The sequence below is a fragment of the Saccharibacillus endophyticus genome, from assembly GCF_013185185.1.
Lineage (GTDB): Bacteria > Bacillota > Bacilli > Paenibacillales > Paenibacillaceae > Saccharibacillus > Saccharibacillus endophyticus.
On sequence record NZ_JAAZWE010000001.1, the window covers coordinates 1,183,770 to 1,205,393 of the forward strand.

At 51.6% G+C, this 21,624-nt stretch carries 16 protein-coding genes; 3 read left to right on the forward strand and 13 right to left on the reverse strand.

All coding sequences use genetic code 11. The features are described 5' to 3' along the window. Positions 1-214 precede the first annotated feature (214 nt). Positions 215-1,216, forward strand: coding sequence for a DUF1385 domain-containing protein (locus tag HRQ63_RS05350; protein WP_172240146.1), 1,002 nt, complete (start codon positions 215-217; stop codon positions 1,214-1,216). Between the two features lie 6 nt (positions 1,217-1,222). Beyond that, positions 1,223-1,609 (forward strand): DUF2207 domain-containing protein, encoded by a 387-nt coding sequence (locus tag HRQ63_RS05355; RefSeq protein WP_172240149.1) that lies wholly within the window; start codon positions 1,223-1,225, stop codon positions 1,607-1,609. A gap of 305 nt (positions 1,610-1,914) precedes the next feature. Here HRQ63_RS05355 and HRQ63_RS05360 read toward each other — a convergent pair whose 3' ends face one another. The 12 genes from HRQ63_RS05360 to adhE all read right to left on the reverse strand — a co-directional run bounded on the left by HRQ63_RS05360 (position 1,915) and on the right by adhE (position 19,608). Then, a complete protein-coding gene (locus tag HRQ63_RS05360; protein WP_172240152.1) occupies positions 1,915-3,501 on the reverse strand; it encodes a family 10 glycosylhydrolase in 1,587 nt (528 codons plus the stop codon). Positions 3,502-3,673: 172 nt separating this feature from the next. Continuing rightward, entirely contained in the window at positions 3,674-4,099 is a 426-nt protein-coding gene (gene mntR, locus HRQ63_RS05365) for a transcriptional regulator MntR (RefSeq protein ID WP_172240155.1), read from the reverse strand. 225 nt (positions 4,100-4,324) lie between these two features. Further along, complete coding sequence (locus HRQ63_RS05370; RefSeq protein WP_172240158.1) at positions 4,325-5,128, reverse strand: metal ABC transporter permease; 804 nt, start codon at positions 5,126-5,128, stop codon at positions 4,325-4,327. A 12-nt stretch (positions 5,129-5,140) separates the two neighbouring features. After that, positions 5,141-5,917, reverse strand: a complete 777-nt coding sequence (locus tag HRQ63_RS05375; RefSeq protein WP_172240161.1) for a metal ABC transporter ATP-binding protein — start codon at positions 5,915-5,917, stop codon at positions 5,141-5,143. A gap of 111 nt (positions 5,918-6,028) precedes the next feature. Beyond that, positions 6,029-7,042 carry a metal ABC transporter solute-binding protein, Zn/Mn family gene (locus HRQ63_RS05380; RefSeq protein WP_172240164.1) on the reverse strand — a complete coding sequence of 338 codons (1,014 nt, stop codon included), beginning with the start codon at positions 7,040-7,042 and terminating at the stop codon, positions 6,029-6,031. Between the two features lie 182 nt (positions 7,043-7,224). After that, on the reverse strand, positions 7,225-9,243 hold the full coding sequence (gene metG / locus HRQ63_RS05385) for a methionine--tRNA ligase (RefSeq protein ID WP_172240167.1): 2,019 nt from the start codon (positions 9,241-9,243) through the stop codon (positions 7,225-7,227). A gap of 497 nt (positions 9,244-9,740) precedes the next feature. Then, on the reverse strand, positions 9,741-10,028 hold the full coding sequence (gene yidD, locus HRQ63_RS05390; RefSeq protein ID WP_172240170.1) for a membrane protein insertion efficiency factor YidD: 288 nt from the start codon (positions 10,026-10,028) through the stop codon (positions 9,741-9,743). Continuing rightward, the gene (locus HRQ63_RS05395) at positions 10,025-10,489 is read right to left on the reverse strand and encodes a Fur family transcriptional regulator (RefSeq protein WP_037289406.1); all 465 of its coding nucleotides are present in this window, start codon (positions 10,487-10,489) and stop codon (positions 10,025-10,027) included. The genes yidD and HRQ63_RS05395 overlap by 4 nt, the downstream gene beginning before the upstream one ends. A gap of 267 nt (positions 10,490-10,756) precedes the next feature. Then, positions 10,757-13,180, reverse strand: a complete 2,424-nt coding sequence (locus HRQ63_RS05400; protein ID WP_172240173.1) for a stalk domain-containing protein — start codon at positions 13,178-13,180, stop codon at positions 10,757-10,759. A gap of 226 nt (positions 13,181-13,406) precedes the next feature. Continuing rightward, on the reverse strand, positions 13,407-14,144 hold the full coding sequence (gene pflA / locus HRQ63_RS05405) for a pyruvate formate-lyase-activating protein (protein WP_172240176.1): 738 nt from the start codon (positions 14,142-14,144) through the stop codon (positions 13,407-13,409). Positions 14,145-14,252: 108 nt separating this feature from the next. Next, entirely contained in the window at positions 14,253-16,517 is a 2,265-nt protein-coding gene (pflB, locus tag HRQ63_RS05410; protein ID WP_172240179.1) for a formate C-acetyltransferase, read from the reverse strand. Between the two features lie 475 nt (positions 16,518-16,992). Continuing rightward, positions 16,993-19,608, reverse strand: coding sequence for a bifunctional acetaldehyde-CoA/alcohol dehydrogenase (gene adhE / locus HRQ63_RS05415; RefSeq protein WP_172240182.1), 2,616 nt, complete (start codon positions 19,606-19,608; stop codon positions 16,993-16,995). A 506-nt stretch (positions 19,609-20,114) separates the two neighbouring features. On the opposite strand from adhE, the gene HRQ63_RS05420 reads away from it, so the two are divergent. After that, positions 20,115-20,831, forward strand: a complete 717-nt coding sequence (locus HRQ63_RS05420) for a Crp/Fnr family transcriptional regulator (protein ID WP_371873198.1) — start codon at positions 20,115-20,117, stop codon at positions 20,829-20,831. Positions 20,832-20,876: 45 nt separating this feature from the next. Here the strand turns inward: HRQ63_RS05420 and HRQ63_RS05425 are convergent, their stop codons facing one another. Continuing rightward, positions 20,877-21,623 carry a hypothetical protein gene (locus HRQ63_RS05425; RefSeq protein ID WP_172240188.1) on the reverse strand — a complete coding sequence of 249 codons (747 nt, stop codon included), beginning with the start codon at positions 21,621-21,623 and terminating at the stop codon, positions 20,877-20,879. Position 21,624: the final 1 nt, after the last annotated feature.

Genomic DNA, 21,624 nt, shown 5'->3' on the forward strand with positions numbered 1-21,624 from the left:
CTCCTCTTTCCCGGTGAACCTATATCAGTTCGTATTTTCCAGAGCTTCAAGCGAAATTACCACAGTACATTCTATCATACGCCCGCCCCCTCTGAGAAGCCTTTTTACGCGCAAGCAGCGTAGGCCGGGAAGCCGCCCGTTCGCTGGTATTTGCCCGTAAAATCCGATACAATGAAAAGAAATGTCTTTTAAAACGTTTAGGAAGGTGAAGGTTTTGTCTGAAAAATCTGCTCCCGTCGCCTACGGCGGACAAGCCGTGATCGAAGGAGTCATGTTCGGCGGCAAGCACGTCAACGTCACCGCGGTGCGCCGCAAAAGCGGGGAGATCACTTTCCTCGAAGTGCCCCGCGAAGAAAAAAGCTGGGTGCGCTCATTGCGCAAAGTTCCGCTGCTGCGCGGTCTGGTGAGCCTGGTCGACTCCAGCATCAAAGGCTCCAAGCACCTGAATTATTCGTTCGACGCCTATGCGGACGACGAGATGACGCCCGAGGAACGCGAAGAATTGAAAGCGAAAAACAAAAAAGGCGAAGCCAAATTGAGTCTCGGCGCTATCGTCGGCGTAACCGCCGCGGCGATCATTTCCTTTATCGTCGGCAAAATCGTGTTTACGCTGGTTCCGGTGTTTGTCGAAGACTTTTTGTTCAAAGGTTCGTTCGCTCATCAGATCTATCACAATCTGGCTGAAGGCGGCATCAAGCTCGTGCTGCTGCTGCTGTACTTGTATCTGATCTCGTTGACTCCGCTCGTCAAACGGCTGTTCCAATATCACGGGGCCGAGCACAAAGTCATCACCGCCTTCGAAGCCGGCGAAGAACTGACGCCTAAAAACGTGCAGAAATACACGCGGCTGCATTATCGCTGCGGAAGCAGCTTTATCATGCTGACCGTCATTATCGGCATTCTGATTTACTCGCTGTTCAGTTGGGATTCGCTGCTCGAACGCGTAGTGCAGCGCCTGCTACTCCTGCCTGTCGTAATGGGCGTATCGTTCGAGTTCCTGAAGTTCACCAATGCGCTTCGCGATGTGCCGGTACTGCGTTACCTGGGTTACCCGGGGCTGTGGCTTCAACTGCTCACGACCAAAGAACCGACCGACGAACAAGTCGAAGTGTCGATCGCCTCCTTTAACCGGATGCGCGAACTGGATGCCGTTTATCAAAAACAAGGCGTTCCCGCCTCGGCGCCGAACGCCATACTCGATCCTCTGGAGGGTTGATGTCTTATGAAAAGACCGGGAATCGCAGGTTGGATCATCCTGGCGCTCGCCGCGGTAGGTATCCTGCAACTCATCACGAATCCGTCGATCACTTGGCTGATTCCGATCGGGATCATTGCCGTGGTTGCCATTCTCTATTTCGTCTTGCCAAAAGCTCGTCGTTCCGGCGGTTATCGCACGCCGGACGGCAAGCGACCTAAAATCAAGCCTTCGGCCCGTACGCAGGAAAAAATGGCGCGCATGTCTTCTTCCGGTTCGTCCAAGCCGTCCGCGCCTCGCGGCGGCAAAGCGCCTGCACCTTCGAAAAATTCGAAGAAAAAGAAGAACTATCCGTTTCAGGTGATTGAAGGACGCAAAAGCAAGGATGACGAGGACGTGCCGAAGTTCCATTAAGTGTGGGTATTGAGCGGGATGCCTAGAGACATAGCGCCAAGGTTATCAGTGTAAGATACTGCGGCGCGGGCGGGGAGACGTTTCGGGTTCGGCCGCCGTTGTTTTCGGAAAAATGGATTGGATCATAATAAGGAGTTTTTCCGAAATACAAATGCTCTCTCACCTCGAAACGTCTCCCCGCTGGTGTGTAATTTGGCGGTAAGAGGAACAAAAGGCATCCCGCTCTATTGTGGGTAGTAAAGATCGAAAAAAAGCCGGGCCGCGGAAATTTCGCGGCCTGGCTTTTTTGTGTGCAACATTTACAATCAGTTCGACCAATATTGTTCCAAAGTCGTTTGGACTTTGCCGGACAAGATATGTTGGGCGCGGAAGAAGATGTTTCCGTCGACGTTTTGATGGCCGAGAGTATACGCCAGATGGTCGGTCAGTTCGGTTGCGCTGCTCCAACCGGCTTCGGCCGTGCCTACTTTATAGGCGGCTTCGCCGATATAGAGTTTCACGTCGGTTCCGGCTGCGACGCCGGCCCACCAATCGACTACGGTTTTGTAATTGGCGGCCGTGTTGGCGTTGCTCCAATAGACTTGCGGAACAATATAGTCGACCCATTCTTTTTTGATCCAGGTACGGGCATCGGCATAGGTCGTATCATACGCGGTTACGCCTGCACGCGTGTTGGAGCCGAGCGAATCGGTGGAAGCATTGCGCCACACGCCGAACGGGCTGACGCCGTAGCTGACCGCAGGTTTGGCTGCATGGATATTTTGCCCGAGCTTTTGCACGAAGTCATTGATGTTTCCCCGGCGCCAATCCCCTTTGTTGGAAAAAGCGGCCGTGTTGTATTGTTTGTAGGTGTTGTCGTCATTGAATTTCTTCGAAGACGATTCTCCGTACGGGTAGAAATAATCGTCCAGATGCACGCCGTCGACGTCGTATTTATTAACGACTTCCATGACTTCGTCAATGACGGATTGGCGAGCGTCCGGGATTCCCGGGTTGATGTACAATTTGCTGTCGAAATTCACGATCCAGTCCGGGTGGGCTTTGGCTACATGGTTGGAAGCCAGGCCTGCCGTGGAAGAACCCGTGCTGGCGCGGAACGGGTTGAACCAAGCATGGAACTCCATGCCCCGCTTATGCGATTCTTCGATCATGAAAGCAAGCGGATCGTAACCCGGATTTTTGCCCTGCGTTCCGGTCAATACGTTCGACCAGGGAACAAGCGTGGACGGGTAGAGCGCATCCGCGCTTGGACGCACCTGCACGAATACGGCGTTGATGCCGGTTTCCTGGAGCTGGTCCAGCATGGACGCGAACTGCGCTTTCTGTTTGGTCGCGTCTTTCGAAGACGGCCAATCAAGACTGGATACGGTCGCGACCCATGCGCCTCGAAGCGCGGTCAGATTGCCTTGATTATCCGGTATTCCCGGTGTCGGAACGCCGATCGGGCCGTCCGGCGTGGTCAGCGTAATGGTCTGGGTAGCTTGGCTCCAATTGACGTTAAGGCCCAATCCTTGACCGACAAACCGCAGCGGAACCATGATCCGTCCGTTCAGGCTCGTGACCGAAGCTTCCAGCTCCACGGCATTGCCGTTGACATAGGCCGTTTTCGAACCGAGCGGGATCGAGAGCAGCGTGCCGCCCTGATTGATTTTGACGACTTTATCGCTTTGCGACCACTCGATCTGAGCGCCAAGACTTGTACTCACAAGCCGCATCGGCACAAGCGTCGTATTGGATACGATATAAGGGTCCGCATCGCCCTGAATCCGTTGTCCGTCCAGTATGATTTGAATAACCGATGCCGCTTTCGCTTTCGTTGTTCCAAGTCCGCCCCATGCCGGTAACAGCAGCAGCACAGCCAGGAACACCATGATTCCTTGACGCCATTTCATTTTTCCAAGTCCCTCGTTTCGTGTTGATTTCGTTTCGCGCCTTTCCAAATAGGCCCTAATCGTTATACGCAAACAGCTTGCCGATTGTAGCGGTCAATGCACAAGAAAACTTTTCCGCAAGCAAAATCGCAAACAAAAAGGCATCTGTGCCCAATGGTCACAGACGCCTTTTCTAATTTTCGGTCGTTGTATCGTTCTGGACTGACCTAAGCTCTTCCAAACGCTTCGGATCACCGTTGAAATATTCCACCAGCGATTCGATTTGCGTGATTGAATTCCAGCTCAGATGATGCTCAATGCCTTCCACATCCGCGTAGATATGGCTCTCCTCCACTCCGATCAGACGCAAAAATTCCTCCAACAGCTGATGGCGGTCCACCAGTCTTTTGCCGATCTTTTTGCCTTTGCTCGTAAGAATCAACCCGCGGTATTTTTCATACACGAGGTACTCGTCCTTATCGAGCTTCTGAATCATCTTGGTGACTGAAGAAGGATGAACTTCCAACCCTTCGGCGATATCCGATACCCGGGCGTAGCCCTTTTCCTCAATCAGCAGGTAGATACGCTCCAAATAATCTTCCATACTGGGCGTTGGCATCCGCTTCCCTCTTTTCCTTGACTTGAGGCCGCCTTTTCGCGACTCTCTCGATAATGACGCCGATGAACACCGATCCCGACGCTTCGAAAATCGAACCGCTTCGAGACCTGTCTTCATGATGCGTCAGCCTTGCGTATTCATCATGCCAGCAAAAAACGGCTCTTACTATGATACCTTTATTCGAAGCCTATTGGCAAGTTCATGTCATAAAAAAAGAGGATACCGTCAGACGGTATACCCTCTTCGCGCCACCAGCGTCAGCAGCAGCATTAAAATAAGCAAAAGGACAATCGTAGCCCCCGGCGCAAAATTCCAAATACCCGCAACGATCAAGCCTGCGATTACGGCAATCTCCGCTACGGCCACTGATAATATGATCGACATGCGGAAGCTTTTAGCCAAAAACAAACTGCAAGCGACCGGAATCGTCAATAGCGCCGACACCAATAATGCACCGACAATCTTGATTGCCGTACTGATTACGAGCGCCGCAAGCACCGTAATCAACATATTCAGCAGCTTGACCGGAAGTCCGCTGACCGCGGCCGCGTCCTCTTCGAACGTAAGCAGGAACAATTCCTTATAGAAGAAGACCACGACGGCCACGACCACCACCGTAACGCCGCCTACCAGATACAGATCGGTCCGGCCAAGCGTATAAATACTGCCGAACAAATAACTCGTTACGTCGGTGTTGTAGCCTTGTCCGAGCGTGAAGAGGAACGAGGCCATGGCCACGCCGCCCGACATGATCACCGCGATCGACAGCTCGGCATACCCTTTGTACGCACGGCGCAGCTTTTCTATGGCGAAGGATGAAATGACCGCAAACACCAAGCCCACCACGAGCGGATAAACATTAATCAAAAAACCGAGCGCCACCCCGGCGATCGTCACGTGCGCCAGCGTATCCCCGATCATCGACAAGCGGCGCAGTACGAGAAACATGCCGATCAGCGGTGCCGTCAATCCGATCAGCAGACCGCCGAGTAAAGCGCGTTGAAAAAAGTCACTGAACAAAATTTCCAAATTACCGTCTCCTTACCCTTGCTCCGCCGATCCGACGAGCGGCATCGAATGCTGTAGATTCGTTTCTCCGCAATCCAGATCGTCGTGCGAATGACGCACGAAAAACTTGATTTTCCCGTTTTGCTGCCGCGGTTCTTTGCCCAAATAATCTTCTAGGCGATCGATATCGTGCGACACCATCAGGAAGGTGATATTGTGATGCTGGTGCATGTGCCGAATCAATTCGAAAAAGCCGTCCTGCGTCTCCGCATCGATCCCTACCGTCGGCTCGTCGAGCACAAGCAGATCCGGTCGATTGATCATCGCGCGCGCCAAGAAAACACGCTGCTGCTGACCGCCCGACAGACGTCCGATGCGTTTGTCCGCGATGTCCTCGATCCGCATGACTTGCAGAGCATCCTCAAGCTTCGTTTTGGCTTCTTTCGTCAATCGACGGAACAAGCTTTTGTTGGTGTAGAGTCCCGAAGTTACCACTTCGCGTACCGTTGCCGGGAACAGCATATTCAGCGCGTTTTTCTGCGGCACGTATCCGATTCGTTCCCAGTCGCGGAAGCTGCGGATCGATTCGCCGAACAAACGGATTTCCCCGCTCGTCGGCGGCATCAGTCCCACCAGCATTTTGAGCAACGTCGTTTTGCCGGCCCCGTTGGAACCGACGATACCGACGAAGTCCCGTTCTTTGACGCTGAAGTTCAAGTCTTTCATGACATGCTGGTCTTTATAAGAAAAGGACACGTCGCGTAGCTCGATCATCGGCTGATGGCAATCCACAGTCGGAAAAGCGGACATGGCATTCCCTCCTTTTTTATCTGCGTCCACTCAAACGCGCGGCCCGACAGATTGCCGGAACCGCGCGTTTATATATTGACCCTATCGAACGCGTCAACATGCTTGTCTCTTCTATTGTAAGGCGAGAAGCAGATTTTGCAAATTCTTTTGCATCAAACTGAAGTAATCATCGCCGTCTTTGGCCTGCTGCTCCGTCAAACCCTCAACCGGATTCAAGACCAACGTCTCCACGCCGGCTTCGTCCGCCAATGTTTTAGCCAATTTATCGGATACCAGCTCTTCGAAGAAAATATAACGTATGCCTTCTTCCTTCACCAGCTTCGCCAGATTCAGCATATCCTGCGCACGCGGCTCGGCGTCCGGCGACAGACCCATAATGGCATGCTGCGACAACCCGTAATCACGCGCCAAATACCCGAATGCCTGATGGGAGACCACAATTTCTTTATTCGTCAATGGAGAAAGCTTTTCCGCAAACTCGGTATCGAGTTGAGTCAGCTTGCCCGCCAACGCTTCATAACGCTCATCGTAGCCTGCTTTATGATCCGGATCGGCTTCAACGAGACTGTCGCGGATGTTCCCTGCCATGATCAGTGCCGACTTCGGACTTACCCAAGTATGGGGATCCGTATGTTTGGCATCGGCAGACTCTTCGGCATGTTCGTCCTCCGAGTGTTCTTCGCCTTCATGATCATGATCTTCTTCCGCGGCTCCGTGATTGTGCCCGTCGTCTTCGGTCGTGAGAATCAGATCGACGCCCTGGCTGACCTCCACGGCTTTGACTTCGGAATCGGAATCCAGCCCCTTCAAAAAGTCCGGCACCCATCCTTCAAGCCCGGCTCCATTGTAGAAAAACAGTTGAGCTTTCGAAGTGTTCACGATGTCCTGACCGCGCGGCGTCCAATCATGCGGTTCTACGCCGGTCGGCAGCAGGTTGATCACGTTCGCATCGTCGCCTCCGATCGCGGAAGCAAATTCATAGATGGGATAAAAGGTTGTGACTACATTGACCTTGCCTTCCACAATGGTTCCTGCCGAGTTTCGACCGCACGCCGACAATACAAGCAATGCCGCCAAGGCTATGACCAGTGCCAAGCGTCCTGCATATTTGTTGTTGCGCTGCATATTTGCATACACTCCGTTTCATATAAAAAATCCGATTCCGAGCAAGTACGCCCTAATCGTAACCTTACCGATTATAGGATTCCGCTTGAACATTGTCAACCTTTTTCGGTACATTTACGATTAGTTTCAATAGCAAAAAACCGGACTTCTCCGCAGCAGGAGAAATCCGGTGCAATCTGTTCTTATTTGACGATCGCGCCGTTCGGCATCGAATCCGGTACGGTCGCCAGCGTCAGTTGATCGCCGTGCGAAGCTGCCAGGATCATGCCGCGGGATTCTTCCCCGCGCAGCTTGACCGGCTTCAAGTTGGTTACGCAGATCACCTTGCGGCCGATCAGCTCTTCAGGCGTATAGAACTTCGCGATGCCCGAAACGACTTGACGTTGTTCGAAGCCAAGATCCAGCTGCAGTTTCAGCAGCTTATCGGCTTTTTTGACCGGTTCGCAGGCAATCACTTGAGCGACGCGCAGCTCCACTTTACCGAAGTCGTCGATGCCGATTTCTTCTTTCGGTTCCGGCGTTTCGATCGGAGCGGCCGCTTCGGCTTTCGAAGCTTCTTCTGCTTTGACCGGAGTGCCTCCGCTCATTGACTCTACAATATTCGCGACTTCGACTTCCACGTCGAGACGCGGGAAGATCGGATCGCCTTTTTGCAGTTTGGTTCCCGGAGCAATCACGCCGAATGTTTTCGCCGTGTCCCATTCTCTCCATGCCGCTGCTTCTTCGCCTGCGATACCGAGCTGGGTCCAGATCAGCTTCGGCGCACGAGTCAGGAACGGTTGCAGCAGCAAGGACGCGATGCGCAAGCTTTCGATCAGATGCAGCATCACCGATTCCAGTTCGCCTTTACGGCTTTCGTCTTTGGCAATCGCCCACGGCTGCGTCTCGTCGATATATTTGTTCGTACGGCTTACGAATTGGCTGATGGCGGTCAGAGCGACGGAGAATTCCATGCCGTCCAGCGCCTGCTCGACTTTATCCACCGCCGCTATTGCCGCTTCTTCCAAAGCAGCATCAAATGGCGTAACTTGTCCGTTATAAGCAGGCACTTCGCCGCCTACGTATTTATCGACCATCGCTACCGTACGGTTCAGCAGATTGCCCAAATCGTTTGCCAAGTCGGAGTTGATGCGCTCCACAAAGCTTTCGGGCGTGAATTGTCCGTCCGAACCGAAAGGCACTTCGCGCAGTACGTAGTAACGCAGCGCGTCGAGGCCGTAACGGTCAATCAGCTTGACCGGATCGATCACGTTGCCTTTGGACTTGGACATTTTGCCCTCGCGAGTCAGGAACCATCCATGACCGAATACTTTCTTCGGCAGCGGCAGGTCCAGCGCCATCAGCATGATCGGCCAGTAGATCGTATGGAAGCGCAGAATGTCTTTACCGACCAAATGCACGTCAGCCGGCCAGTATTTTTCGAACAGCGACGGATCTTTCGAGCCGTAACCGAGCGCAGTGATGTAGTTCGACAACGCATCGATCCACACGTAGACGACATGCTTCGGATCGCTTTTGACCGGAACGCCCCATTTGAACGTGGTACGCGATACGGCCAGATCTTCCAGACCCGGCTTGATGAAGTTGTTGACCATTTCATTTTTGCGGGACTCCGGCTGAATGAAGCCTGGGTTGTCTTCATAATACTTGAGCAGGCGGTCCGCGTAATTGCTCATTCTGAAGAAATAACACTCTTCCTTAACCAGTTCGACCGGGTGACCGCTTTCCGGGCTTTTGCCGCTGACGACTTTATTGTTGTCGTCACGCACGACGTCAGCCAATTGCGATTCGGTGTAGTACGTTTCGTCCGGAATACTGTACCAACCTTCGTATTCGCCTTTGTAGATGTCTCCCTGCTTAAGCAGACGCTCAAAAATCTCCTGCACCACTTTGATGTGACGCTCTTCCGTCGTACGGATAAAGTCGTCATAGGAGATATCGAGCTTATCCCATAGGCTGCGAATGCCTTCAACGATACCGTCAATGAACTGGATCGGCGTCTGGCCCGCTTCCGCTGCTTTTTGCTCAATCTTCTGACCATGCTCGTCCGTTCCTGTCAGGAAGCGCACATCATAGCCGCGCAGTCGCTTGTAACGGGACATTGCATCTGCTGCTACCGTCGTATACGTGTGTCCGATATGCAGCTTACCGCTTGGGTAATAGATCGGCGTCGTAATATAAAAGCTTTTTTTCTCTGTCATGCTCTTCTCTCCTTTTAAAAAAAGATTCGGAGCGGAAAATATCAAAAAGACTCCCGCCCCATAAAATGGGACGAGAGCCGTAAGCTCGCGCGGTACCACCCACATTCCCTTCGTTCTCGCGAATCGAAGGCTCTGCCGGTCATATTCGACCGTCCATTAACGCTGGAACACGCCTTGCACTCACTCTTCGCCGATCGATCCAGTTCAACTCCAAACCGTATGAGGCTCGTCTGTTGATTCCATTCGTCGCGTCGCAGCTCGTACAAAGTTCCTCCCGGACCATATTCGAAGGCTCTTCCAGACCGGTTCGCAGCGTGTTTCCCGGTTCTCTGAGGCTGGTGCTTCCTTCTACTCATCCGTTCTTCGGACTTCATTATTGACAGCATGATGCAATATCACGATAGTGATACACCAAAATATACCGAAGAAAAGCCCGAGGTGTCAAGTATAGCGTTGAAACTCAATGCCTGCGCATACAAAAAAGTCCACGGTCCCGATTAAATGCGGGTTCCGTGAACTCCTCCATGCCCTTCGTGATCATCCGGTTTCGGAGCGCGCGCAACGCGCGGCGGTACCGGATCATAACCGCCGGCATGCAGCGGATGGCACTTCGCGATTCTTTTCGCGGCCAGCCAGCTTCCTTTGGCAGCCCCATGAATTTCAACGGCTTCCAGCGCATACGCTGAACAAGTCGGCACGAACCGACAGCTCGGCGGCGTAAGCGGGGAAATGAACTTCCGGTAAAAACGGATCGGTCCCTGGACCGTCCGGCGCGCGATTTTCATCGCGCTTCACGCTTCCCGGCAGCCGCTTTGACCGGCTCCTGCGCCGCTTCTTCGCGGCAGTCCTTGCAGTAGCCAAACACTTCAAACTTATGCTTCACGACTTGGAAATCGTCCGGCGACTCCGTCAACTGCATCGGGCAAAACGTAATCGGATACGTTTTTTCGCATTGCAGACAGATCATATGGTGATGGTGATGATCTTCGCTGCAATGCAGCTTAAACTTCACGCCTTCTTCGAATACGATCTGCTCCAACACGCCGAGTTCCTGCATCACGCGCAGATTGCGATAAACCGTGTCGAAGCTGAGTCCTTTGTATTTTTGTCCCATATAGTCATAAACATCCTTGGCAGACAGATAACCGGGCGCTTCGGCAAATAATCGTGCCAGCGTCTTGCGCTGATCCGTGATCCGCAACCCCTGTTCAGCCATGATCTCGATAATGCGTTCCATCGAAAGCATCGGTAATCTTCGCCTCCCGGCCGTCTCCGGCTTAGTCCTTGGAGCGCCTTTATTCGTAACGCCCTTCATTAATAATGCCCCAAATCAACCGCGGAGTCAATCGGCCGCATTCCCGCAAATATGCGAAAAGCCCGGTTCCGCTTGAGGCGGAGCCGGGCTTTTCGATTAACCTTCGATTCATCGGAGCACACGCGGCCTCAGAATATCCCCGACCTGCCGAAGCCATGCCGAACCGTGATATCCTGTCGCTTGTACTCTCGTTAACACCTATTGCTTGAGCGCGGGCATTTGACTGAAGATCAGATTAACCGACAGGTTGCTGCCCGGTGCCGGCGTGAACTCCAAATCTACGCTCTCCGTGCTATTGCCCGTACGGTAGACTACGCCTGCTTCGCTCGACGTATTCAAGGCCGAGCCGACCAATCCCATACTTTGCGCGGATAACTCGACGAGCTGCCCGTTCACGACGATCCAGCCTGCATATTTGCCGCCGCGTCCGTTAAAGGTAATGAGCGTATTCGGAGCAACCTTGTCGAGGTGGATTTTGTACAACACGCCGAAGTTGCCCAGATTCGATTCTGGCAGGTTATTCGGAGCATCCACGCCGGTCAAGTTCAAGTCGTCCTTGTTATCGCCGATGATAAGCTTCGTTGGCGTTGGGCCGCCTACAGGCTCGAATACGTCAATGATTTTAGTCGCGAGCGGATACGTGCCGCGGTTGTGGACGCCGTCGCGCGGAGCTGTCGTCAATGTTTTTGCCGCTTCGATCGGATCGACATCGGTATCGACCATCAACGTGCTGTACGTGATCGGCTGGGAAGCATCGACGTCGGCGATCAGCGAGATGACCGTTTTATCCGCCATCGGAACTTTATTCAGATCCGTCAAAATGACTTTGCTTTCTCCCGGCTGCAACGTGATCGTCGTACGTTGTTTGCCATCGATCACCGATTGATGGTAACGCTGTACGGAGACTTTACCTGCTGCCGTAGCGAAAGGACTCGGGCCGCCGAAGCCGCTATCCAAAGTTTGAATCGTTGCCGGCGTCGCATTGTTGTTGGTCGCGACAACGTACATGGTTACGCGTTTTTTCGTGTAGTTCGCATGGTGAACCATGAAACGAACTTTACCGTTGATCGTATCTTCGTACAGTTTGCCTGTGCCGAATACCGATTCCGGGCTGTTGCTGCGATACAGGGTCACGTCACCGAGCGTATCGTAACGAGCTACTTTTTGCATGGACGGAACGCTGCCGCCATCGAACAGGAATTTGCTTCCGATCGGCACGAACAGCGCATTATATTCATCTTGCGTGTACAGAACTTCGTCTGTAACCGTGATCGTTTTGGTGAAGGTATCGGTTGCGCCGTCTTCATCCGTAACAGTCAGGGTAATGGTCTGAGGACCGGAAACGAAATAAGCCCCCTTCTGGTTTTCCCATACACGGCTGTTAGCTTCCGGCAAGTTACCGTCCGGGTCGTAACTTTGGTCCGTATAATTGACAGGTTCACCCATGCGGTAGACTTCTTTATCGGTTGTAAATTGTGCTACCGGTGGCTGGTTTGGCGCTTCAACCGTAACGGTTTGGCTGTAGGGATCACTCCATTGTCCCTTTGAATCTTGCACGGAATAAGTGATTGTATAGGTCCCCGGATCAGTGAAGACATCCTGACGGCCTTCCCAACGCTCATCAACGATATCGTAGCCGCTAGGCGATTCGGATTTCGTCGTATAAGTTACCACGGTTTCACCGGCAATGATTTTTTCAGGCGACACGGTAAACGATGCTGTCGGCTTGGAAGAAATCGTCAACGTGATCGTTTTCGCTTTGTAATCGATCTTATAAGGAATACCCAGTGCTTGCGTGATCGAAGTCAGCGGCACCATGAAGGTACTTTTCTCTTGATAAGAAGTCCCCTTCATCTTGGTAGGTACTCCGTTTACGGTGTACGTATCGGTGCCTAATTTGAAACGTAATTCGTCTTTGCCTTTTGTAATGACGGTTTCTTTCGTTTTTGCATCGTATGTAAGTTTGAGGCCTACACGATTAACAAACGAACGAACGGCAATATACGACACGCCGTCTTTAGCAGCCATCGGCTGAGCAGCGGTATAGGTTTGCCCATCCTGATACATTTTGTTGCCATTGATCATCAGAACAAGCTTATCCGTTCCCAATGTCGTCGATGCGTCGAATGTCGGCACGGTAGGCGTCGTTGCATTCGGAGTCTTCGTTGGCGTTCCGGTGCTTGGTGCAGTCGGCGTCGTTGCCGGGTTCTGCGCAGCCGGTACGGTTTCTTCGTCTGTCGGAGGTTCCGTCGTCTCCGTTCCGTCGACAGGCGTTGCCGAAGAATCGTCAGGCGTTTGCGTATCTGTAGGCATGTTGCCTTCCGTTTCAATCGGATTCGCCGGAGATTGCTCATTCGGTGAAGGTTGAACATTTGTAGATGCTGCCGGATCGGCAACAGAATTTGCAGCTTCGCCAGTTGTTTCGTTCGGCGCAGTTTGCGTTGGCGCGGCAAGTTTCTTCGTATAGCTTTTGGCTGCACCGTCTTGTTGTACCACTTCTCCTTGTACAACGACTGGCGTATTACCCGATGCCGCTGCTGCTTGGGCCGATGCAGGAGGCAGCACGGCTGCTGCCTGCACGACGACGAGCAGAGCGATGATCGTGATTTTCTTCAGATTCATTTTACGACTCCCTTTATAGCTGAATTTGGTCCTTCTCTCGCTAAGCACATAGACTTAGACGCGCCAATCCGTTAAAAGTTTCTGTGAAACAGTAAAAAAAGCGCCCTTCCTGTAAAAGGAAAGGTCGCTTTCTGTAAACGTTATGCAAGCATTTACACAGTTATCAACCTATTAATATTTAAAAAGATAATTTCTTGAATTTTAGGTATTACGGCAACAAAAGCAGTTACGCCATTTGCATGTTGCGGCCTTCTTCGATCAATCTGTACGCCCGTTGAACTTGCTCGTCCGTCGGAGAATCTACGCCTTCCAGCGGGTATTCCCGACCGAGTTCTTTCCATTTATAAATGCCCATTTGATGGTAAGGAAGAATTTCGAATTTCTCGACGCCGTTCAACGTTCCGATAAACTTCCCAAGATCTCGCAGGTTATTTTCATCGTCATGAATGCCGGGTACGAACACATGGCGAATCCACATCTTTTTGCCGTGATCGGACAACCATTTTGCGGTACGCAGCGTTTGTTCGTTGCTGACGCCTGTCAGCACTTTATGTTTGTCGTTATCGATATGCTTAATATCCAGCAGAACAAGATCGGTTACATCCATCAGATATTGCAGTTTGTCCGCATTATTGAAGCCGTTGCTGTCGAGCGTCGTATGCAGTCCCCAACGTGCTTTCACTTCGCGGAATACTTCGGCTACGAACGCGGCTTGCAGCGTCGGTTCGCCGCCCGAGATCGTTAATCCGCCGCCGGAAGAACGATAGTAATTGAGGTAAGGCTGTATTTCGGATAATACTTCTTCAACGGTCACTTCTTTGCCGCCGTCAAAATTCCACGTATCGGGATTATGGCAGTATTGGCATTTCATCAAGCATCCTTGCATAAATAGCACGAAGCGAATTCCCGGGCCGTCTACCGTCCCGAATGTTTCCAGTGAGTGCATGCGTCCTTTGTGACTCATTCGTCGTCACCCTTTCAATAATAACGGCGCTCACATCCCGCGAGCGCCGTATAGTTGATGTTGAATGAACAGGTAGCCAGCCCGAAGTCAACGCTTCGGCTTGCTTACTTACATATTCGAGTGGAACGTGCGGTTGATAACGTCCATTTGTTGTTCGCGAGTCAGCTTGATGAAGTTAACGGCATAACCCGATACGCGAATCGTCAATTGCGGGTAGTTTTCCGGGTGTTCCATCGCGTCCATCAATTGTTCGCGGTCGAACACGTTGACGTTCAAGTGGTGAGCGTTGCTGCCGAAGTATCCGTCCAACATCGCGACCAGATTCGATTTGCGCGTTTCTTCTTCTTTGCCCAGTGCTTTAGGCACGATCGAGAAGGTATTCGAAATGCCGTCAAGACTTTCTTCATAAGGCAGTTTGGCAACGGAGCTCAAGGAAGCCAATGCGCCTTTTTTATCGCGTCCGTGCATCGGATTGGCGCCCGGCGCGAATGGTTCACCGGCTTTGCGTCCGTCCGGCGTCGTGCCTGTTTTCTTACCGTATACCACGTTCGAAGTGATCGTCAGCACGGATTGGGTAGGCATCGAATCCCGGTAGGTTTTGTGTTTGCGAATCATGCCCATGAATTTCTCGACCAATTGCACGGCGATTTGGTCAACACGGTCGTCGTTGTTGCCGTAGCAAGGGTATTCGCCTTCGATTTCAAAGTCGATCGCGATGCCTTGTTCGTTACGGATCGGTTTAACTTTTGCGTATTTGATCGCGCTCAGGGAGTCGGCCGCTACGGACAGACCCGCGATGCCGCAAGCCATCGTACGCAGGATGTCACGGTCATGCAATGCCATTTCGATACGTTCGTAGCTGTATTTATCGTGCATATAGTGAATGATGTTCAGGGCGTTCAAGTATACTTCGGACAGCCATTCCATCATAGGTACGTAGCGTTTCATGACTTCGTCGTATTGTAGGTACTCGGAAGTAATGGCCGGGAATTCCGGTCCGACTTGTTCGCCGGATTTTTCGTCTTTACCGCCATTGATTGCGTACAGCAATGTTTTTGCCAGGTTGGCACGAGCACCGAAGAATTGCATTTGTTTACCGATGCGCATTGCGGATACGCAGCATGCAATACCGTAATCATCGCCGTAGATCGGGCGCATCAGATCGTCGTTTTCGTACTGGATCGAGCTTGTTTCGATCGAAACCTTCGCGCAGTATTTTTTGAACGCATCCGGCATTTGTTCCGACCACAGCACGGTCAAGTTCGGTTCCGGTGCAGGTCCCAGATTGTACAGGGTATGCAGGAAGCGGAAGCTGCTCTTCGTTACGCGAGTTGTTCCGTCTACAGCCATGCCGCCGATCGATTCGGTTACCCAAGTCGGGTCGCCGCTGAACAGTTCGTTGTAGTCAGGCGTACGCAGGAATTTCACGATACGCAGTTTCATAACGAAATGGTCAACCAGTTCTTGAGCCGTTTCTTCGGTCAAAGTGCCTTCGGCCAGATCGCGCTGCACGTAGATGTCCAGGAAGGAAGATACGCGTCCCAGCGACATTGCCGCGCCGTTTTGTTCTTTGACTGCTGCCAAGTAACCGAAGTACACCCATTGGAAAGCTTCTTTAGCATTGGTTGCCGGTTTGGAAATGTCCATGCCGTGCAGTTTAGCCATTTGTTTCAGCTCGCCCAGCGCGCGGTATTGTTCGGAGATTTCTTCGCGCAGGCGAATCGTGTTTTCGTCCATGCCGTCTCCGACCGTTTCGTTGTGTTCTTGTTGTTTTTGTTTCATCAGGAAATCTACGCCGTAAAGAGCTACGCGACGATAGTCGCCGATGATGCGGCCGCGGCCGTAAGCATCCGGCAGGCCTGTTACGATACCCGATTTGCGGGCAGCGCGGATTTCCGGCGTATAAGCATCGAATACGCCTTGGTTATGCGTTTTGCGAATATTGGTGAACGTATCGACGATCGATTGCGGAACTTCGAAGCCGTAAGCTTTGCAAGCATCGATAACCATCCGGATCCCGCCGTAAGGCTGAATCGCGCGTTTGAAAGGTTCATCTGTTTGTACGCCTACGATTTGTTCTTTTTCTTTATCCAAGTAACCCGCGCCGTGCGAAGTGATCGATCCCGGAGTGTTGACGTCTACGTCCCACACGCCGCCTCTTTCTCTTTCTTCTTTCGACAATTGGGAAACGATTTTCCAGAGATCATTCGTGTTTTGCGTAGGACCCGCCAAAAATTCTTCGTTGCCTGTGTAAGGAGCGATGTTCTCGTCGATGAAGTTTTTCGTATCGACGTGGTTTGTCCATTTACCTGCTTTAAAATTTCTCCATGCTTCCGAATTTGCGCCTGTGATTTCTTTTTCGATAACCGACATGTGATTACCTCCATTTATATGTTTAGCTGAGATCACGGCCTGGAGAGGCTTTCCGCGTCTCGCTTCAGATCCCTAGCTGCTGACGATCTCATCAACAAGGTGAAAAATATCACATTCATCGACAGACTTTAAGGCTTACTTTCTTCTCTCGATGTCTTGGGGACCTTTCATGCCTTTATTATGCCCTTCTTCGCTGCAAGATGATGTGATTTTTATCACAAGTTTTCACTTTTTTATGATTTTTATCACTTTTAAGCCCGCTTTCTGAATAACACATCATTTCGTGACTGTTTTTCAATCTTTCATGCCAACTGACTTTCTTCCTTCTATTAGATATGGAACAAAAAAGGCGGCGCTTCTCACCGAGGTGAGTGCGCCGCATCATGAATACGAGAGCGTTGTTGCTTAAAGGGCGTCGGAAGCCCGAGCGGATCGGATTAAACTTCGTACGTTTTCAGAGCTGCCTGTCAATGGATTATTCTTCGAATCTGCCGTAGAACGCGTCGCGGTATACGTCGGCCAGTTCGGTAACCAGAGGCAGTTTAGGGTTGGCCGTCGTGCATTGGTCTTCGAACGCGCGGTCAGCCAGGTAGTCTACGCGCGATTCAAACTGTTTCGCATCGAAGCCCAGTTCTTGGAACGTAGCCGGGATACCCAGTTTTTCGTTCAGCTCGCGGATGGCTTTGATCAAGCTCTTCACGCCTTCTTCCGTCGTTCTTGCCGGCAGTCCCAAAATGCGGGCAATTTCGGCGTAACGTTCGTCAGCGATAAAGTGCGAATATTTCGGGAACGAAGCGAACTTCGACGGTTTTTTCGCATTGTAACGGATGACGTGAGGCATCAGGATCGCATTCGTACGGCCGTGGGCCGTGTGGTACTCGCCGCCCCATTTGTGCGCCAAGCTGTGGTTGATGCCGAGGAAAGCATTCGCGAAAGCCATGCCGGCAAGCGTCGAAGCATTGTGCATTTTTTCACGGGCTACTTTATCCGCAGTCAGTGCCGATTTTTCCAGGTTGGCGAATACGAGTTGGATCGCTTTGATTGCCAAGCCGTCGCTGTAGTCGCTTGCCATTACCGATACATAGGCTTCGATTGCGTGAGTCAGCACGTCCATGCCTGTATCAGCAACCGCGACTTTAGGCAGCGAGTATACGAATACGGGATCGACGATCGCCACGTCCGGAGTCAGCTCATAGTCGGCCAGCGGATATTTGGTGTTGCCTTTTTCCTTATCCGTGATGACCGCGAACGAAGTGACTTCCGAGCCTGTACCCGAAGTCGTAGGGATCGCGACGAATTTCGCTTTTCTGCCCAGACGAGGGTATTTGTAAATCCGTTTGCGGATATCCATGAATTTTTGTTTCAGGTTGTCGAACTCGGTATCCGGATATTCGTAGAACAACCACATGCCTTTCGCGGCATCCATCGGCGAACCGCCGCCCAGAGCGATAATGCAGTCCGGTTGGAAACGTTCCATCATGGCACGTCCGCGCTCGACCGTCGTGGTCGACGGATCAGGTTCGACTTCCGAGAAGACTTCGATCGCAACCGGAGTTTGGCGTTGACGCAGATAGTGTTGAACGCGTTCCACGTAGCCGAGCTGTACCATCATCGGATCCGTTACGATTGCGACACGCGTGATGTCCGGCATTTTAGCCAGATATTGGGTTGCGTTCTTTTCGAAATAGATTTTATCCGGTACTTTGAACCATTGCATATTCACGGTACGACGCGCCACCCTTTTCACGTTAATCAGGTTCACTGCGGTTACGTTCGACGATGTCGAGTTGCGGCCGTAAGATCCGCAGCCCAGCGTCAGCGATGGCAGGTTCGTGTTGTAGATGTCGCCGATCGCGCCGTGCGTCGAAGGCGAGTTGACGATAATCCGGCCGGTTTGCAGGCGGTTCGCGAAGCGTTGAATCACCTCATCGTCGTTCGAGTGGATCGCCGACGAGTGACCCATGCCGCCGAACTCGACGACTTCTGCGGCGCGAGCGATACCTTCATCGGCCGTTTTTACTTTGTAGCAAGCCAGAACCGGGCTCAGCTTTTCAGCCGACAGCGGATACTTCGTGCCTACGCCTTCGATCTCGGCAACCAGGATTTTCGTTGTTGCCGGAACTGTGATGCCTGCCATTTCGGCGATCTTCACAGCCGATTGGCCGACAATCGCCGGGTTGACCGCGCATTTTTCCACGTTCATGGCGCTTGGCGTCAGCTTGGAGATTTCATCTTTATTTAGGAAGTAGCAGCCGTTTGCAATCATTTTCTTTTTAACTCGATCAAAAATCGGTTCTTCGATGATCACCGCTTGTTCGGATGCGCAGATCATGCCGTTATCGAACGATTTCGAAAGGATAAGATCGGTTACGGCTTGGTCGATATCCGCTGTTTTTTCGATAAAGGCCGGAACGTTACCGGGACCTACGCCGAGAGCAGGTTTGCCGCAGCTGTAAGCCGCGCGGACCATTGCGCCGCCGCCGGTTGCCAGAATCAGCGCTACGTCGTTGTGATTCATCAGAATGTTCGTTTTGTCCATCGAAGGCTTGTCGATCCATTGGATACAACCTTCAGGCGCGCCTGCTTTGACCGCTGCTTCATGCAGGATGCGAGCGGCTTCCGAACTGCAGTATTGCGCAGACGGGTGGAATCCGAATATAATGGGGTTACGTGTCTTAATCGAAATCAGCGCTTTGAACATGGTTGTGGAAGTCGGGTTGGTTACAGGAGTGATCCCCATCACGATGCCTACCGGTTCCGCAATCTTCTGGAAGCTGTCATACTCATTGTCCTCAATGACGCCTACCGTTTTATCATTCTTGATGCTGTGATAGATGTATTCCGTTGCGAAGAGATTTTTTGTGATCTTGTCTTCGTACACGCCGCGTTTCGTTTCTTCAATCGCGATCTTGGCGAGATACATGTGCTTGTCCAGGCCGGCCAGGGCCATCGCTTGCACGACGGTATCGATTTGTTGTTGGTCCATTTGCATGAACGCTTCCTGTGCTTTTTTCGCGTTATCAATCAGTTTTTGAATGTCCTGTTCAGCGGTTGGTTCAACAGTACGGGCGGCTTCATTCTTCACTGCCATTTCCCTCATCCTCCTCAAGATGTTTGCGTTGTTTTCTCTACGTCACAAATCATAGCACACGCATTTTGGTTTTGGAAGTGAAAAATTTCACAAAATAATTTCGATACGTTTTCCTTGATGTTTCCCGAAGCGCTTATCGCATTTCCTTTCATTAATGCCCTCGACTCGTCTTTTCGAAAAAAAGTTTAACCCTTTCTCTTTTTTTGTATTTACCTCCGTTTGAAGAGATTTTAAATCGGTCATTTTCCCAAAAAATGAACATATAAAAATTTATACAAAAATTTGCGTAATAAGAATTGACAAAATCACGGCTATCCCTCATGATAAAGATATAAAGTGAAAAAAGTCACAATGTTTGATATTTCGCCACTCTTTTTTCGCTCCGGCAACTCCAAAAACTTGAAATTTTCAGTTATAATTAATTTAAAATTTGATTAACGAAAACGTGTCAGTCGATGCTTTGCCGACAATTCGAAGTGTGCGCTTGCGCAAAGGAGATGTTAATGATGACCCTGTATCACCATGCCACCGATCATCGAGGCAACACCGGATGTTTTTCCGATCAAAATATGAAGCGTCTGGAAGTCGTTATGAAGGAACGCCATATCCCGGAAGGCTCGCATTTGTTCTGGGAGGGAGACCTCGCCGATAAGCTTTATTACATCAAAAGAGGCCGTGTCAAGCTGACCAAGTCGACCGATGAAGGCAAGGAACTCATCCTTTACATGTACCAAACCGACGACATGGTCGGGCAAGCGGACCCGTTCTTCAGCAGCAAGCATAGTTTTACGGCCGAAGTTATCGAGGATACGGAAGTCGGCGTTATCGAACATAAAGACCTGGAAGTTCTGATCTGCCAGCACTGTGACTTTGCGATCGACTTCATGAAGTGGATGGGCATCCACCACCGTTTGACGCAAACCAAATTCCGAGATCTGATGATGTACGGCAAGCCGGGCGCGCTCTGCTCGACGCTGATTCGCCTGGGCAACACCTATGGCGAAAAGCACGGCGAAGGAACGCTGATCAACAAAAAAATCACGCATACGGACCTGTCGAACATGATCGGAGCTACGCGCGAGAGCGTGAACCGGATGCTTAGCGACCTGCGTAAAAAAGGCGCTGTCGAGTATGAGAACGGCATGATCGTTATTACAGACCTTGCCATGCTTCAGGAAGTCTGCCATTGCGAACTTTGTCCAAACGAAATATGCCGGATCTAAGCGATCCGGCTTTTTTGTGCGTTTTTGTTCCGATTAAGGCGCATCTCAAAATCTCTCCAGCGTCAACTCCACGTAATCTCCCGGCTGTAGCGGCATATCAAAGCCCCGATCAGGATTGAGTTCTTTCCCGTTCACTTTGAGCACCCATCTCTCCCGCGGCTTGGTCATATACCCTTCTTGCGTATCCGGATTGGCTTTAACCAGTCGAATATTGCGATCATTCTCGGACATGGTCACGAGTCCGCTAGCTTTCAGCACGTCGCGAACCAACGTGCCTTCCGCATACGGATGCGCATAAGAACCGCCCAATGACGGGTTCAACTCTCCCCCGCTGATCAATAAGGTGTTAACCGGTGCCCCGTCGTTGCCCGGCGCTTCGATATAGAGCAGAATTTCGTCACCGGCTTGGACGCGTGCGCTGAAATCGTCCCCGGGAATCTCCTTGCCGTTCTGCTTGACCGACCATACCAATTCGGAATGAAGCTCTGTGTCATCGACCGAAGCAATGCGCCCTTCGTTATCGAATCGGATAATGCCGCTTCGTTCCAGGGCATCGCGGATTGTGTCTTCGGCTCGGTAAGAACTGATCAGCGAGCGATTCTCATTGGGCATATAAATGCCTCCGTCAACGACCAGTCTGAAGTTTTCACCGCTGCTTGCTTCCGCTTCAGCCGTTGTATCCGCTGAAGGCTGTCGAAGCAAAACGGCTGTCGCGGCTACCGCTGTAACAAGCAGGACGGCAAGCACGAACAGCAGGACACGTTGATCGGGCAGCTTGATTTTTGTCCGCATG

Excerpts from the sequence above, each read along its gene's own strand:
- HRQ63_RS05355 (WP_172240149.1), top strand. The coding sequence starts at position 1,223 with ATGAAAAGACCGGGAATCGCAGGTTGGATCATCCTGGCGCTCGCCGCG.
- HRQ63_RS05360 (WP_172240152.1), bottom strand. The coding sequence starts at position 3,501 with ATGAAATGGCGTCAAGGAATCATGGTGTTCCTGGCTGTGCTGCTGCTG.
- mntR (WP_172240155.1), bottom strand. The coding sequence starts at position 4,099 with ATGCCAACGCCCAGTATGGAAGATTATTTGGAGCGTATCTACCTGCTG.
- HRQ63_RS05375 (WP_172240161.1), bottom strand. The coding sequence starts at position 5,917 with ATGTCCGCTTTTCCGACTGTGGATTGCCATCAGCCGATGATCGAGCTA.
- HRQ63_RS05380 (WP_172240164.1), bottom strand. The coding sequence starts at position 7,042 with ATGCAGCGCAACAACAAATATGCAGGACGCTTGGCACTGGTCATAGCC.
- metG (WP_172240167.1), bottom strand. The coding sequence starts at position 9,243 with ATGACAGAGAAAAAAAGCTTTTATATTACGACGCCGATCTATTACCCA.
- yidD (WP_172240170.1), bottom strand. The coding sequence starts at position 10,028 with ATGAAAATCGCGCGCCGGACGGTCCAGGGACCGATCCGTTTTTACCGG.
- HRQ63_RS05395 (WP_037289406.1), bottom strand. The coding sequence starts at position 10,489 with ATGCTTTCGATGGAACGCATTATCGAGATCATGGCTGAACAGGGGTTG.
- HRQ63_RS05400 (WP_172240173.1), bottom strand. The coding sequence starts at position 13,180 with ATGAATCTGAAGAAAATCACGATCATCGCTCTGCTCGTCGTCGTGCAG.
- pflA (WP_172240176.1), bottom strand. The coding sequence starts at position 14,144 with ATGAGTCACAAAGGACGCATGCACTCACTGGAAACATTCGGGACGGTA.
- pflB (WP_172240179.1), bottom strand. The coding sequence starts at position 16,517 with ATGTCGGTTATCGAAAAAGAAATCACAGGCGCAAATTCGGAAGCATGG.
- adhE (WP_172240182.1), bottom strand. The coding sequence starts at position 19,608 with ATGGCAGTGAAGAATGAAGCCGCCCGTACTGTTGAACCAACCGCTGAA.
- HRQ63_RS05420 (WP_371873198.1), top strand. The coding sequence starts at position 20,115 with ATGACCCTGTATCACCATGCCACCGATCATCGAGGCAACACCGGATGT.
- HRQ63_RS05425 (WP_172240188.1), bottom strand. The coding sequence starts at position 21,623 with ATGCGGACAAAAATCAAGCTGCCCGATCAACGTGTCCTGCTGTTCGTG.